This is a genomic window from Gammaproteobacteria bacterium (assembly GCA_036381015.1).
In the GTDB taxonomy this organism is placed as follows: domain Bacteria; phylum Pseudomonadota; class Gammaproteobacteria; order Steroidobacterales; family Rariloculaceae; genus ZC4RG20.
In genome coordinates this window covers 21,211-34,966 of sequence record DASVDR010000009.1, presented here as the reverse complement: position 1 = coordinate 34,966, position 13,756 = coordinate 21,211, and the positions used below count along the sequence as shown (strand labels likewise).

The window sequence follows — 13,756 nt, the reverse complement described above, 5'->3', positions numbered from 1 at the left end:
CTCGGGCGAGCGGCGCGCGTCAATCGTCGATGCTTTCCTGACTCCAGAAGGTCCTCACCGGGGCATTCGCGAATCCCGGAGGGAAGCAGAAGAGCGAGACGCACGCCACCGGCGGCGGCGTGCACTCCTCGCCGACGCAGCCTGTCGGGTCCTCCGGCGACGGGAACAGGAACACCACTTCGCTTGCGATCGACCCGCCGAATTCACGGTAGCGGTCCGTGACGTCGAGCGAATCGGGGTCCGTCTCCTCGTCGAAGTTGTTCGGCACCGGGCGGCCGGTGAAGAGATCGACGACGTACAGCCGGTTCGTCCCGAGGCGCGGCGTGCAATCGTTCGCCGTCGCGCTCGCACCCGGGATGAACGTCGTGAAGAACACCTTGTTGTCGAACGTCCTCGCCTCGGCCAGCACCTTCTCGCCTCGCCAGACCTTCGGATCGCCGTCGCTCGCGCGATGCTCGCGGAGCTCCATGCGCCAGCCGTCGGCATCGGCCGGAAGCAGCGTCGCGAGGGTGTCCGAATCGATGATGTCCCTGATGTCGGGTAAGTCTGCCTCCGTGATCGGGTCGGCCTCGCGCGCGTCGAACTCCGCTTGAGTCAGCGATTTGAACGGATTCTGATCCCTCAGCGCATAGAAGCGATCTTGTGTCAGCTCGCTGTTCGGATGTGCGCGATGACCGGAGCCGATGCCGATGTGCATGAAGTTGAAGTCGCCGTTGTTGACGATCGCGACGTCCGGCGCATAGTAGAAGCGGCGCGTATCGGCGTAGGGCGGATCCGCGGCGGGAGCGCCGCCGAGCTGAGCGATGACGCCGCCGTGGACGAGCTCACCCTTCGGCTCGCCGTTGAAGATATCGAATCGCCATATCTGGCCGCCCAGGTCGGCCGCGTACATCCGGTCGGCGAACTTGTCGCCGTCGAGGTCCACGACCTTGATGTCCGCGGCGAACGAGTACTTCATGTTCGGCATGCTGGTCGCGGCGGACATATCGCCGCCGCCGGCCGTGACGTGCCACAGCAGGTTGCCGTTCAACGCGTCGACGATCACGATGCCGTTGCCGATATTCGGTGCCGGCGGCAAACCGGGCTGATCGTGACCGTCGTCGTAACCGGCGCCGAAGACGAGCACCAGCTTCTGATCGTTGCCGCTGGCATAGCTCGCGCCGGAGATGTTGATTCGCGTAGGCACCGGGTTCGACCAGGTCTCTCCCATGCTTACCGGCAGGGCCGACGCATCGAGCTTCCACATGAAGTAAGGCTCGTCCGGATCGGTGACGTCGAGCGCATAGTAGGTATCGCCGCCCCGGCGCAATCCGAAGTAGAGGTACACCTTGTCGGTGCCATCCACACGGCCGTTGTTGTCGGTGACCATGTGCACCCGCAGCGAGCCGTCGATCCCGTAGTGCTTCGTCGAGGTCGACTCGTCGTGGTAGAGGTCGACCATGTCGGGGAGGAATTCCTCCGGGATGAAGGCCCAGTGCTCGTGACCGTCCTCGGTATCGATCGCATGGAGATAGCCGTCGTTGGTCGCGAAGTAGACGATCGAAGTGTTTTCGTCGTACATCACGGTCGCCGGCTGCGAATGCAGCGGATCGCCCATCTGGTAACGAACCAGCGTCGCCGATTCGCCGTCGACGTTCGTCACGTCGACGCCGCGAATGAAGTCGATCAGCAAGTCGCGCGCCGGGTCGCCGGTGGCGCCGAGGCCGAGAAGCTCGGCGGTGATCGCGGTGTTCTCCTTCGTAACCAGATTCCCGTCGGCGCTCAGCAACGAACGGCCGACGGTGCAGCCGAGGCACGTGAAGAGGCGCCGTGCGGTCGGGTCCGGAAGCTCGTTCGCCGCGCCGCCCTTCTCGACCGATCTACCGTCCACCGCGTCGGACCAGAAGCTCTTCGAGCCCTCGGCGAAGTAGTCGCCGTCGACGGCGGGCTCGCCGTTCGCGTCGACGATCGTCGCGTCCGACGGGCGCAAGCGGTACTTCTTCAGGTTGCCGGGCCAATGCACGTTGCCGGCCGGCTCGAACATCGTGATGTAGAGGTCGTTCAGGTGCTGCATCCGGTTGAAGCTGTTGATCGTCAGGGCCGGCGACGTGAAGGTCGTCTGCGTCTCGAGGATGTCCCTGACGATGCTCGTCAGCGCGGTCGTGAGCTCGGCCGTATTGTTCGCTTGGAAATAGCGCCCGCCGCCCTTCTGAGCCGCGGCCTCGAGCACCGGAATGTCCTGCGCGAAGCCGATGGTGTGGGTGATGACGTTCTGAAAGCCGTCGAACTTCGTCGGAGAGATGTCCTTCTCGTACAGGTACTCGGCGAGCTCGTCGAGGCAATCGCCATCGCAATTGGCGCCGATCAGCTGCTCGATCTCGTCGTCCGCGTCGTCGTCATGCGTCGGCAAGCCGTCCGAAAGGTACACGATGAAGTTTTTCTGACAGCCGAACTCGACGGGAGTCTTGTAGATGCTCGGATCGCTGGCCGTCCGGGCCGCGTTGACGCTCTTCTCTGGAGCCGCATAGTTTCCGAAATGGACCTTGCGACCGAGGTAGTAAAGCGCCGCTTCGTACATCGTCTCCGCGAGCGGCGTGTTGCCGTCCGCCGGCAATCCGGCCATGATCTCCTGGAGCGGCTCGCGAGCCGTGGAGATGTCCTCCATTGCAAAGATGACCGGCCCGCCGTTGTCGTGCCAATCGTCAAAGTTCCAGTTGTAGCGCATCAACCCGACGTTGATGCCGTTGACCGTATTCAGCAGGTCGGCGGCGACGTCCTTGACGATGTCGATCTTCCGCTGATACTCGCCCGGCGTGCTGTGGTACCAGTTCAGCCAGTTGCTATCGTAGAAGGTGTACGTGTCGCGGTCGCGCCAATTGATCTCGTCGTCCTCGTCGGCGCTCCACGGATCGCCGCGGTTGTTTGCCCACAGCTTCGTGGTATCGATGCCGTCGCCGTGCACGCCCCCGTCGTCCTGGCACTCGACGACGCGCGTGTGCCGGTCGTCGCTGACGTCCCTCCATTTCTCGTCGCCGGCGTCGTATTGCGCCATCCGGTCGATGTAGTAGCCCGCCGTGGAGAACGCCTGCACGGCCGCGTCGCATAGGAAGGAGTCGCGTTCGACCCAGTTATCCGATTCCCGCCACCCGTCGCAGTTGGGCGGCCAATTGTCGTCACCCTTCTGCCAATATACGCGATCGGTGGGACACGGGCCTTCGTAGGTTCCGGGAATGTAGGTCGGCTGCGTCCAGATCTGGTCGTGCATGCTTCCCGATGTGTCCATGATCAGCAGCACGTTCGGCCGCGTCTCCGGAAACTGCGAGCTGTCGACGACGAAGAGCTCGGTGTCGTCGGCGAGCGCCGGCGCTCCGGCGACGAGCGTCCACAGAAGCCCGAGCGCGGTCGCCGCCGCACGCTGAGGGGCCACACGGATCGTCTTGTTCATCACTGCACGCTCCCTGTCTCGAGCGTCCGGCCGGCGAGCTTTACTGCGCGGCGAGACGCGGATACTGAACGACGCGGATGCGCGTTACGTTCGTCGTTTCGATGTCGTAGTGGACGTAAACGCCCTTGATCGTGTCGTCGTCGGCGCGAAGCGCCTCGACCATTTGCTTGAAGTCGGCGAACGCGAGCTCCGTCCCGTCGAGGAAATATCGCGTGGCGGACGTGACCCGCAGCGACTTCGGATCGCATGTGTCGCATTCGCGAAAGATGACCGTGCCGGCTGTGCTGTCGGGCAGGGTCACGGTGTCGAGGGTGAGCTCGTACGAGCGCTCGACCAGCTCGAACACCCTCTTGAAGGCCCACGCGTTCGGGCTTGCGAGAAGGCAGGCCGCCAGCAAGGGCAAGAGTATTTTGGTCATGATCGTTCTCCCGGTTCGTCAGCAGGCGGGGCCCGCGACGTAAAAGCTTTGCGTATGTGTGGATTGCGCGCCGCGCGGGCCTTCGCCGACGGAGATGGCGTCGAAGTGATAGGCGCCGACGCCGCCCGTGACTCCGGCGCTGAACGCGGTGTCCGGATAAACGGTGCACGCCGTATTAGTCGTCGTGGCTTGGGCGCTGATGTCCGTCGTGATCGTCCGCGTGACCGTCACCGGCCCCAGCGTGTTCCAGTTGCGCTCCGCGATGGCCGCGTCGATGCCGGTTTCGGCCGCTTGGAACGCGTCCTGCTGAGCTTCGGCGTTGCCCGCCATAACGAGCTCGAGCGTGGCGGTGTTCATCCCGGATACGCCGAGAACGGTCATCACGAGCAGGAGCACGAGGCCGACGACGAGCGCGGCGCCTTGCTGGCTCGACTTCGCGGGATGCGATCCAAGAGTGGCTCTCATGCTCATATCACCGTTCTCGCGTTGCGCAGAAAGATCGTCTTCGAGACGACGATGCGCCTGAAGGCGTCGTTGAACGCGGCCACGTTCTGGTCCGCGTACACGTAGTTCGTGGAGTCGGTGTAGCCGACCTCGGGGTCGAGTGCCCGGAGGCGCACCCATATCCGAACGGCGAGGACTTGAGCGTCGGGGATGAACGTTGCGCTTCCCTCCACCAATATGCCGTCGCCGGGATTCACGTAGCGGTCGATCGATCCTCGCCCGGCCGCGCCGACGGCGTCGGTATCGACGCCGAGCTGGACTTGAAAGTCCTCGACGCCCGGCAGCACTTCCTCGTCGACGACGACGGGACCGCCGGCACCGGACGTCAGGCGCTTCACGCGCAGCGACGGGATCGTGTTGTCGGTGGTGCTCAACGTCGAGGTTTGGCTGACGTAGTAGCCGTTCACGATGAGCCGGTGCGTCTGGCTCGTGCCGGGTAGCGTGGGCACGGTCGTCCCCTGGAAGATTTGCCCGTCCACCGAGCGCGCGGACTGGACGTAGAGCGTGTTGGCGTCGAGCGAACCCGTGATCTCGTCCTCGCTCACGCGCCGGACGATCAGCGTGTCGGCGTCGGCCGCGGCCGTGCCGCCGAACGGATCGCATCCGGTGCCCCACGCATAGCCGTTATTCGTGGCCTCGACGACCGCCTCGACGTTGATGGCCCAGTTCGTCTCGCACTCCTGCGGGCCGAGACCCGCCGGATCGTCGGGGCCGGCGCGGCCCAGCAGCTTGGTCGGCCGCGACGTCAGCCCGAAGTAGCCGGCCATCCGAATATCGGGCTCGAGCCGGTCGAGCACGAATCGGGCGTTCTCCTGCAGCCGCGACACGGAGTCGGCGACCCGGAACGTCGACCGGCTCTGCACGAAGACCGTGACGGCGCCGAGCAGCAGGAACGATCCGATCGCGAGCGCCACCATGAGCTCGACGAGGGTCATGCCGGTCGCGCGACGGCGCCCGTGCGCGCGGCCGAAGTCTTGCAGCGGGTTACTCATCGGGGACCTGAATCGTGACGGTGTGCGTTAGCGTGCCTTGACCCACCTCGTCCCAGCTCACGCTGATCGTGTAGGTCGGCGGAACGGTGGCGGTGTCGACCGCAATGGACGTCTTGCCGTCCGGCAGGAGCTGCTGCACCTGCTGTTTCCACACGAAGACGTCGTGAGCGGCCATATCCGCAGGTGTACAGTCGGCCGGGCCTCCGGTCTGCGGATCGCAGTCGTGGTCCGCGCCGGCGCCCGCGTACGCGGCCAAGCCCAAGCGGTTCACTCGGATGCGATCGGCCATGTCCGCAACCAGGTTCACGGCCTGCGTGCGAAATTGCGCGGTGCGGCCCGCGGCGAGGCCCTGGCCGTACATCGCCGCGATGCCGATCATGCCGACGGACAGCACGACGAGCGCCACGAGCGCTTCGATCAGACTGAATCCCCTCTGCTTCATCGCCTCTTCGCCTGACTGCTTGAAACGCTGCGAGAGAAACCCGTACCCGCGGCTACGGGCAATCGGCCGTGACTCCGGCCGTCGCGAGATCGCTCACGGCATCGGCGACGTCGGCGATCGACTGCCGCACGACGCTGCGCCCCGTGGGCTCGATGCGCACGGCTCGCGCGGAGGACAGACCGCCGAGCGAGGCGACGTTGCCGCGGTCGTCGCAAAGCAGCACGACGGTCGCCGGGTCGTCCGGATGACCGGCCGCTTCGCGAGGAAAGCCGTTTGCCCCGTAAACGATGTAGCCGCTGTCGCCCCAGGCTTGAAGGGTGCCGCCAGGCCCCTGTCGCCGCAGCAGCACGGTATCGCCCGCATCGACGACCGCATCGGCATCGTCGTCCACGAAAACGACATAGGCGCCGTCGGCAGCATCGAAATCGCCGCAGACGGGCGGATTCGCGAGCGGATCCGCCGAGGCGCAGAGCGTGACCGGCGCCTGCCGCTTCACCGCTTCCCCGCGCGCCAACAGCACGCCGGTGACGAAGTCGTTCGCGGCCGCCGTCATCGCGTTGCTGCGCTGAAACTCCATGAAGTTCGGCACGCCGATGCCGAGCACGATGCCGGCGACCAGCAGCGCGATCATCATCTCCCACAGCGTGAAGCCGCTCTCTCTCGCGTTCATGGCGCGCGAATATAGAGCCGGCGGCGGGGACCGGATCGCCCGAGCCGACGATCGGAGGATTCGCGGCGACGAGCGGCGAATCGCGCGGCGGCGTTATGTCGAGTGCGCGCAAGACAGCGGACGGTTGCCGGGACCGCGGTCGGACACGCGCGGTCTGCCGGTGTAGCTCACGATGACCGCGCGGGCCGCCGGCGCGTCGCGCCGATCGCAGAACGTGATCGTGCCGTTCGTGCTGCGCTTCGTGAAAGGGCGGAATTCGAACAGCGGCCGGTTCGACGTAATGCGCCCCTCGACGCGCGGTGTGTACGCGAAGAGGAGGGGTTCCTTCGGGGCTCGATGCGGCGGGCGAAGGCCGTCCTCGTTGACGAACACCATCCAGCCGGCGTCGTAGCGGATCTCGCGGCCGCCGCAACGAAGCCGGTCGGCGGTCTTGCAGACCACGACGGCTCGCCTTCGCTTGCTCGCCTCGCTGCGGGCGAGCTGAACGGCGACGACGAACCCGTTCACGTCGGCCGTGCGCCGCGCGTCCAGCACGAACGCCTCGAACGTCGGCACGCCGACTGCCAGCACGAGCGCGGCGACGGCGAGCGAGCAAAGCATTTCCCAAAGCGTGAAGCCCCGAGGTCGCATGACGGTGCTCCCGTGATGAGCGGCATCCGGACGCGTGGCGCCCCCGGGCCGCCGGATTTACCCGTTGCCGGGCGTGGGGAAGGCTAGACGGGGCGAGAGCCGGAGGGCTACGCACGAAATCGGCCGATCCTCGCGGATAAATCGGCGCGGTCCGCGGTCAGAGGGCCCATGCCGGTAGCAATTTCGTCGTGCCGCTAGGTATACTTGGCAACCACTTGATTTTTATGACGGGCCCGTCCGTGACCCGAGATCGTATCGCAGCGCTTCTGACCGAACGGGGCGTGTTTCCCACGCCGCAGCGCCTGGACGTCGCCGAGGCCATCCTGGCACAGCCGCAGCATTTGTCGGCCGATCAGATCATCGCGAGGATCCGCAAAGCGGGCTCGCGCGTGTCGAAGGCTACCGTGTACAACACGCTGAATCTGTTCCGCGATCGCGGGTTGCTGCGCACGGTGGAGGTGGATCCCAGCCGGCAGTTCTACGATTCGACGATCGTGCCGCATCATCACTTCTATAACGTGGAAACCGGCGAGCTCGTCGACATTCCGCTCGAAGGCGTGCAGCTCGCGCTTCGGGCTCCGCTGCCCGACGGCACGGAGCAGGTGGGGGTCGAGGTCGTAATCCGCGTCCGCGGGCTGCCGGCCAAGTCGAAATGAGCGCGGGGCGGCCGCGAGCGGTTCGACACTTGCGTGCGCCGATCGGCTAAGATCCGCGCTTCAGCCCGTCAGTCACCAAGCCGGTGTAGCTCAGCTGGTAGAGCAACGCATTCGTAATGCGTGGGTCGGCGGTTCGAATCCGTCCACCGGCACCACCCGTTAATAAACAAACGCTTACAGCCCATACCTGCGAGTCATTCGAGCCGAGCGGCGTCGCCAGGTTCTGCCCGGTCATCGAGAGCTGCCGCGGCGGTCGAATCTGCAGTGATCGCTCAAAGGCCCAGGTACGCTTGCCGAATTCGATCGTCGTCCCGCAACGTGGCGTGATCGCCCTCGAGAAAGACGCGGCCTGTTTCGAGCACGTAGGCTCGATCGGCGAGCTGCAGCGCTTCCGCCACGCGCTGCTCGACGAGAAGCACTGCGAATTCCGCCTCCCGGCGTATCTCGACGAGACGCTCGAAGATCTCGTCGGCCAGCGCGGGGGCGAGGCCCATCGACGGCTCGTCGAGCATGAGAAGCCGGGGCGCACTGGCAAGACCGCGCGCGATCGCGAGCATCTGCTGCTGCCCGCCCGAGAGCGCGCCCGCCGGGTCGTGCGCGCGCTCGGCAAGCACCGGGAACCACTCGTAGATCCTCTGAAGGTTCCGCTTCCAGCCGCGCCGTCCCGGCTCCGTCGACGCGCCGACCTCGAGATTCTCGAGGACACTGAGCGACGGGAAGACCTGACGTCCTTCCGGCACGTGCGCGATCCCGAGATGCGCGCGCCGGACGGCCGGCAGAGCCGTCAGATCGCGGCCGTCGAAGCGTATGGACCCCGAGGTCGGCGGCACGAGACCCGAAATCGTATTGAAGAGGGTCGTCTTTCCCGCGCCGTTCGGGCCGACGACGGCGACGAACTCGCCCTCGCCGACGCGAATGGACACGTCCTTCAGAACGCTCGACGCCCCGTAGCCCGCGTGGATGCGCTCCACCTCAAGCATTGGCGAGCCACTTCTTGCCGAGGTAGGCCTCGATGACGCGCGCGTCCTGCGTCACGGCCTCGGGCTCGCCTTCGGCGAGCACCGCGCCGTGATCGAGGACGACGAAACGATCGACGAGGCGCACCATCGCGTGCATCGTATGCTCGATGACGGCGACCGTGATGCCGAGAGCCGGAAGCGGACGAATGCGCTCGATGAGCTCCTCCACCTCGCCGGCGGAGAGGCCGGCCAGGATCTCGTCGAGCAGCACCAGCCGAGGCCGGGATGCGAGCGCACGAGCGAGCTCCATGAGCCTGAGCTGCATGTTCGTCGCGTTTCCGGCGGGGAGATCGGCGGCGTACGAGAGACCCACCGCGTCGAGAGCTCGGGCCGCGCTGTCGCGCGCGCTCGCGTCCGTCGGCGCATGCACGTAGGCGCCGACGACGACGTTGTCTGCGAGGGTCATGCGCCGAAAGGGCTTCACGACCTGGAACGTGCGGCCGACGCCGCGGCGGCAGATGCGGTTCGGCCGCTCGCCCGTGATGTCCTCGCCTTCGAGCAGCACGGTCCCCGAGTCGGGCGGGATGAAGCCGTTCAGCAGGTTGAACAGTGTCGTCTTTCCGGCGCCGTTCGGGCCGATGATGCCCAGGATCTCTCCGCGCCTGACCTCGAGACTCACGCCGTCGATCGCCCGCAGACCGCCGAAGGATTTCGTCAGGCCGCGCACCTCGAGCACGGGCGCACTTAGCCGCGCGGCTTGATGGCGCGCCGCGCGGACGCTTCGTGCAGCCGCTGCCGCCGGCGCGTCGGGCGCCGTGCCCGAGCCGGAAGAGGGCGGTGCCGTGTCCGAGACCCGCGCCGTGTCCGAGACCCGCGCCGTGTCCGAGACTTGTGCCGCGGCCGAGACCCGTGCCGCGGCCGAGGGCTGCGCCGCGGCCGAGGGCTGCGCCGCATCCGAGACCTGCGCCGCTGCCGAAGGTCGTGCCGCGGCCGGCGACGTCACGCCCGCCTCCGTCCGCTTCGAAGCGGCGCGCCACTGCAGCACGTCGCGCAGCTTCCAGAAAATTCCCTCCGGCGCGAGCCGAATCACGGCAATGATCGCAAGCCCGTAGACGACGCCCTGGATCCCAGGCACGTTGTTGCCGAGCTTCGCGTAGAGCAGATCGCTCAAGGGCACCAGGACGGCTGCTCCGATCACCGGCCCCCAAACCGTGCCGACGCCGCCGAACATCGCGACGACGAGCGCCTGGGCGGAAACCAGCATGCCGAACACGGCGTCGGGCGTCACGACGAGCAGGACGACGGCATAAAAGCCGCCGATCGCACTGCCCATCGCGCCGCTCGCCGTGATCGCCTTGAGCTTCGTGCGCAAGGTGTCGATGCCCGCCGCCTCGGCCGCGATCTCGTCCTGCTTGATCGCGAGCAGCGAGCGTCCGAAGCGGGAGCGCTCGATCACCCGCGTGACCGCCATGGCCGCGAGCAGCAGGCCCGACGCGAGCCAGACATAGATGCGCTGATCGTCGAACTGCATGTACGCGGCAGGCGCCTCGCGCATCATCGGCAGCGCGAGCTCCTGAAGCCCCAGCCACTGAAAGACGTAGAGCAGCGCGAGCGGATAGGCGAGCATCGCGAGCGCGAAGTAGTGGCCCCGCAGGCGGAACGTGGGAATGCCGACGACGAGGCCCGCGACGGCGCCGAGCACGCCCGCGAGCGGAATGCCTATCCAGGGCGTCAAGCCGAAGACGCCGAGCGCGAGCGCGACGAAATAGGCGCCGAGGCCGAAGAACGCCGCGTGCCCGAACGACACGAGCCCGCTGTAGCCGCTCAGCAGATTCCACGACAGCCCCATGACGGCCCAGACGGGGACCGTCGTCATGATGAGCTGCTGGTAGGAGTTCGTGACGAAGAGCGCGAGCACGCAGTACGCGGCGACGACGCCGAGAATCCAATAGCGATGCCGGGAGGCGCGCACCATCATCTCGCGCTCAGGCACGGCGGACGGCGCGCCCGAAGAGCCCGTCCGGCTTCAGTAGGATCACGATGAGAAACGCGACGAAGATCGCCGTGTTCTGAAGCTGGATGGGCAAAAACAGCGTCGAGAGCTGCTGCACGAGCCCGATCGTCAACCCGCCCAGGAACGCGCCGCTGAGGCTTCCGAGCCCGCCGAGCACGACGCCCGCGTACATGATGATGACGTACTCGAGGCCGACATACGGCTGAAACGAATGCGTCGAGGCGAGCAGGCCTCCGCCGACCGCGGTGATCCCGACGCCGAGACCGAAAGCGATACGGTATGCGCGCGCGACGTCGATGCCCATGTAGATCGCGGCGCGCGGATTGTCGGCGCTCGCGCGGAGCGCACGTCCGAGGCGCGTCCGGCCCATGACCGCGGCGATCGAGGCGACCACCGCCAGCGCGACGCCGGCCGCAACCGTTTGGCCCTGATTGACGAACACGCTCACGCGGTCGCCGTAGAGCGGCCCGACCTCCCACGCGCTATAGGAGAGCGGCGTCGAGATCGACTCCGGAGCCGATCCGAACACATAGAGACCCGCATTTTGGAGCACCAGCGAGAGACCGAGCGTCAAGATCAGCTGCGCGTGCTGCCCTTCGCCCTCGAGGGCACCGGCACCCATGCCGGTGACACCGGCCAGCAGGCCCCTGTGCACGACCAGGCCCACGAGGAAGATTGCAGGGCCCGCGAGCAGCGCCACGACGAAGGGACCGGCCGCGTCGCCGAGCAAGGACTCGCCCCCGAGCACGCCGAACGCATAGAAGGCGAAGTACATGCCGAGCATCATGAACTCGCCTTGAGCGAAGTTGATGACACGCATGACGCCGAAGATCAGCGTCAGGCCGACGCACAGCAGCCCATAGTTCGTCCCCGTCAGCAGCCCGGCCGCGAGCGCCTGGAGGAAGTTCTCGACGTATTGCAGTGCGTCCATGAGGCGGCACCTCCCAGCCGCTCATTTTCCCCCGATGTCGACACGGCGCGGGCGGGCTCGCAGTGATGAGCCCACGCCGAAGATACCAGCACCTCCTCAGCGAGCGGCCGGCGCTGCCGATCTCTCGAACAGCTCCAGATTCATGCCGTTCGGATCTTCGACGAAGATATTGCGGATGCCGTTGCCGAAGTCGACGAGCTGACCGTTGGCGGAGATCACATTCACCCCGGCTGATTTCATCTGCGCGACGATCCCTTCGATGTTGGTCACCTGTATCGCCATGGCCGGCGCGCCGGGGTCACGAACCCGCAAGTGGAACTTCGTGCGCGGCACGCCGCGAAACTCCGTGAACTCGATCGGCGTGCTCGGCGGCAGCGTGCCGCGCTGCTTCCGAAACTCGACGTCCTCCGGCGCCCCCACGAGCTTCGCCAGCGCCGCATCCTTCGTGAAGGCCGCGTCGCCGTCCAGCGCAACGCCGAGCATTCCGGTATAGAAGCTCCGGGTCGCGGCCGCATCCTCCATCGTGAAAGCGAGCGACACGCCGTACACGTTGCCCTCGGGCGCGTCGGGCGGAGCGGGCGCCTCGACGAGCTGCAAGAAAAAGCCGTCCGCGTCGCGGAAAACGATCGAGCGCGCCTTACCCGTCGCCGTCTGGATCTCGACCGGCGCGCCTCCCGTCGTGACGATCTCGGCATTCGCCTTCTTGGCGGCAACCACCAGCGCGTCGATGTCGCGCACGTGGAACACCACGCTCGCCGCACCGGGGTCGGTGTACTTTGCCCGTCCGGGCCGACGCTCGAGCCCCGTGAAATGAGTCAGCTCGAAGCGCGTGCCCCCGGGCAACGAGACCATCGACAGCCGCAAGCTCACCCCCGGTGCGTTCGTCAGCAGCGGCACGGCCGGGTTCGGGAAATCCCGCGCCGTGCCCTCGATGCCGAACACGTCGCGGTAGAACGCAAGCGTCGTGTCGAGGTCGTCGACCGCGTGAATCGCGTGCGACAGGGCCACGGTTTGTCCGACGGGCGTCGGGTCGGCGGGCTGCGCGAGCAGCGGGTTCGCAGCGCAAGCGCCGAAAGAGAGCATGATGAGACTCGAGATTCGAGTGCGCACGGCCGTCTCCTTAATATCTTCTTGTGCGGATATCGTCTTCGTCGCCGGACTTTTCGGTCTCTTTTCAAGCGCTCGAGCCGCACGTTCGCGTGCCGCAGGAGCCTACTCTACTATTCCCGTCCGGGCATCTACTCGTGCATCCCGGCCGCCGTCGATTCGTTGCGCGTGGCGGAGGAGGGCGCTGGCGGAGCTCGACTAGCGTGGATACTAGCAGTGAGGAAAACGGGCGGAGCGTTTCGGTAGCCGGAGCGTGCCGGCCGCGGGGAGGATCACGGGGATGACAACCGAAGGACGGCGCGCCGCGGTCACGGGCGCAGCGAGCGGCATCGGAGCCGCGACGGCTCGGAAGCTCATGGCCGACGGTTGGCGCGTCGCCTGCCTCGACCGCAACCTCGAGGGGGCACGCGCCACGGCGGGCGAGAACGGACTCGCGATCGAGGTCGACGTCGCGGACGAAGCATCGTGCGTCGGTGCCTTCGCACAAGTGCGCGACGCGTGGGGAGGCCTCGACGCGCTCGTGACGGCGGCCGGTGTGATCGAGACGACGCCGTTCCTCGAGACCACGCCCGCCCAGTTTCGCCGGCTGTTCGACATCAACGTCATCGGCTCTTTCCTGAGCGTCCGCGAAGGCGCCAAGCTCATGCAGGCGGGCGCGCGCATTTGCCTGGTCGCGAGCATCTCGAGCTACACGGGCGGCGGATACGTCGCGACGGGCGCCTATGCGACGAGCAAGGGCGCGGTGCTCACGATGATGAAGAGCTGGGCCCGGGCCCTCGGCGGGCGCGGAATCGCCGTGAACGCCGTCGCGCCCGGGTTCATCGATACGCCGTTCGTCGCCTCGGCCATGAGCGACCCCGTGCGGCGCAAAGAAGTCGTGGCGGCCGTCGGTGCAGTCGGAACCCCCGAGCAGATCGCGGAATGCTGCGCATGGATCGTCTCGCCCGCGGCGAGCTTCGTGCACGGCGCGACGTTGATCGCCGACGGCGGCGTGCTGATGCGCTGATTC

General features: G+C 66.7%; 13 protein-coding genes and 1 tRNA gene. 3 read left to right on the top strand and 11 right to left on the bottom strand.

Annotated features, from left to right (window positions below; translation table 11 throughout):
• Window positions 1-19: 19 nt before the first annotated feature.
• The 7 genes from VF329_03295 to VF329_03265 form a co-directional block, all read right to left on the bottom strand.
• Window positions 20-3,424, bottom strand: a complete 3,405-nt coding sequence (locus VF329_03295) for a PilC/PilY family type IV pilus protein (protein ID HEX7080019.1) — start codon at window positions 3,422-3,424, stop codon at window positions 20-22.
• Window positions 3,425-3,464: 40 nt separating this feature from the next.
• On the bottom strand, window positions 3,465-3,842 hold the full coding sequence (locus tag VF329_03290; GenBank protein HEX7080018.1) for a hypothetical protein: 378 nt from the start codon (window positions 3,840-3,842) through the stop codon (window positions 3,465-3,467).
• An 18-nt stretch (window positions 3,843-3,860) separates the two neighbouring features.
• The gene (locus VF329_03285; protein ID HEX7080017.1) at window positions 3,861-4,313 is read right to left on the bottom strand and encodes a PilX N-terminal domain-containing pilus assembly protein; all 453 of its coding nucleotides are present in this window, start codon (window positions 4,311-4,313) and stop codon (window positions 3,861-3,863) included.
• On the bottom strand, window positions 4,310-5,338 hold the full coding sequence (locus VF329_03280) for a PilW family protein (GenBank protein HEX7080016.1): 1,029 nt from the start codon (window positions 5,336-5,338) through the stop codon (window positions 4,310-4,312). The genes VF329_03285 and VF329_03280 overlap by 4 nt, the downstream gene beginning before the upstream one ends.
• Window positions 5,331-5,780: a type IV pilus modification protein PilV gene (gene pilV, locus VF329_03275; GenBank protein ID HEX7080015.1), complete on the bottom strand. Its 450-nt coding sequence runs from the start codon at window positions 5,778-5,780 to the stop codon at window positions 5,331-5,333. Before pilV ends, VF329_03280 begins: the two co-directional genes overlap by 8 nt.
• 52 nt (window positions 5,781-5,832) lie before the next feature.
• Window positions 5,833-6,450: a GspH/FimT family pseudopilin gene (locus VF329_03270; GenBank protein HEX7080014.1), complete on the bottom strand. Its 618-nt coding sequence runs from the start codon at window positions 6,448-6,450 to the stop codon at window positions 5,833-5,835.
• A gap of 93 nt (window positions 6,451-6,543) precedes the next feature.
• Window positions 6,544-7,080, bottom strand: a complete 537-nt coding sequence (locus VF329_03265) for a GspH/FimT family protein (protein ID HEX7080013.1) — start codon at window positions 7,078-7,080, stop codon at window positions 6,544-6,546.
• Between the two features lie 239 nt (window positions 7,081-7,319).
• Between VF329_03265 and VF329_03260 the strand changes: the two genes are divergently transcribed.
• Together VF329_03260 and VF329_03255 are read left to right on the top strand one after the other, a co-directional pair.
• Window positions 7,320-7,736 carry a Fur family transcriptional regulator gene (locus VF329_03260; GenBank protein HEX7080012.1) on the top strand — a complete coding sequence of 139 codons (417 nt, stop codon included), beginning with the start codon at window positions 7,320-7,322 and terminating at the stop codon, window positions 7,734-7,736.
• A 79-nt stretch (window positions 7,737-7,815) separates the two neighbouring features.
• Window positions 7,816-7,891 (top strand) — tRNA-Thr (locus VF329_03255).
• Between the two features lie 117 nt (window positions 7,892-8,008).
• On the opposite strand, the gene VF329_03250 is transcribed toward VF329_03255, so the two are convergent.
• The 4 genes from VF329_03250 to VF329_03235 all read right to left on the bottom strand — a co-directional run bounded on the left by VF329_03250 (window position 8,009) and on the right by VF329_03235 (window position 12,750).
• On the bottom strand, window positions 8,009-8,716 hold the full coding sequence (locus tag VF329_03250; GenBank protein HEX7080011.1) for an ABC transporter ATP-binding protein: 708 nt from the start codon (window positions 8,714-8,716) through the stop codon (window positions 8,009-8,011).
• Window positions 8,709-10,670, bottom strand: coding sequence for a branched-chain amino acid ABC transporter ATP-binding protein/permease (locus VF329_03245; protein HEX7080010.1), 1,962 nt, complete (start codon window positions 10,668-10,670; stop codon window positions 8,709-8,711). Before VF329_03245 ends, VF329_03250 begins: the two co-directional genes overlap by 8 nt.
• A gap of 10 nt (window positions 10,671-10,680) precedes the next feature.
• Window positions 10,681-11,640, bottom strand: coding sequence for a branched-chain amino acid ABC transporter permease (locus tag VF329_03240; GenBank protein HEX7080009.1), 960 nt, complete (start codon window positions 11,638-11,640; stop codon window positions 10,681-10,683).
• Window positions 11,641-11,736: 96 nt separating this feature from the next.
• Complete coding sequence (locus tag VF329_03235) at window positions 11,737-12,750, bottom strand: VOC family protein (protein ID HEX7080008.1); 1,014 nt, start codon at window positions 12,748-12,750, stop codon at window positions 11,737-11,739.
• Between the two features lie 277 nt (window positions 12,751-13,027).
• On the opposite strand from VF329_03235, the gene VF329_03230 reads away from it, so the two are divergent.
• Window positions 13,028-13,753: an SDR family oxidoreductase gene (locus tag VF329_03230; GenBank protein ID HEX7080007.1), complete on the top strand. Its 726-nt coding sequence runs from the start codon at window positions 13,028-13,030 to the stop codon at window positions 13,751-13,753.
• The last annotated feature ends 3 nt before the right edge of the window (window positions 13,754-13,756 follow it).

Excerpts from the sequence above, each read along its gene's own strand:
- VF329_03270 (HEX7080014.1), bottom strand. The coding sequence starts at position 6,450 with ATGAACGCGAGAGAGAGCGGCTTCACGCTGTGGGAGATGATGATCGCG.
- VF329_03250 (HEX7080011.1), bottom strand. The coding sequence starts at position 8,716 with ATGCTTGAGGTGGAGCGCATCCACGCGGGCTACGGGGCGTCGAGCGTT.
- VF329_03245 (HEX7080010.1), bottom strand. The coding sequence starts at position 10,670 with ATGGTGCGCGCCTCCCGGCATCGCTATTGGATTCTCGGCGTCGTCGCC.
- pilV (HEX7080015.1), bottom strand. The coding sequence starts at position 5,780 with ATGAAGCAGAGGGGATTCAGTCTGATCGAAGCGCTCGTGGCGCTCGTC.
- VF329_03265 (HEX7080013.1), bottom strand. The coding sequence starts at position 7,080 with ATGCGACCTCGGGGCTTCACGCTTTGGGAAATGCTTTGCTCGCTCGCC.
- VF329_03280 (HEX7080016.1), bottom strand. The coding sequence starts at position 5,338 with ATGAGTAACCCGCTGCAAGACTTCGGCCGCGCGCACGGGCGCCGTCGC.
- VF329_03240 (HEX7080009.1), bottom strand. The coding sequence starts at position 11,640 with ATGGACGCACTGCAATACGTCGAGAACTTCCTCCAGGCGCTCGCGGCC.
- VF329_03285 (HEX7080017.1), bottom strand. The coding sequence starts at position 4,313 with ATGAGCATGAGAGCCACTCTTGGATCGCATCCCGCGAAGTCGAGCCAG.
- VF329_03230 (HEX7080007.1), top strand. The coding sequence starts at position 13,028 with ATGACAACCGAAGGACGGCGCGCCGCGGTCACGGGCGCAGCGAGCGGC.
- VF329_03295 (HEX7080019.1), bottom strand. The coding sequence starts at position 3,424 with ATGAACAAGACGATCCGTGTGGCCCCTCAGCGTGCGGCGGCGACCGCG.
- VF329_03290 (HEX7080018.1), bottom strand. The coding sequence starts at position 3,842 with ATGACCAAAATACTCTTGCCCTTGCTGGCGGCCTGCCTTCTCGCAAGC.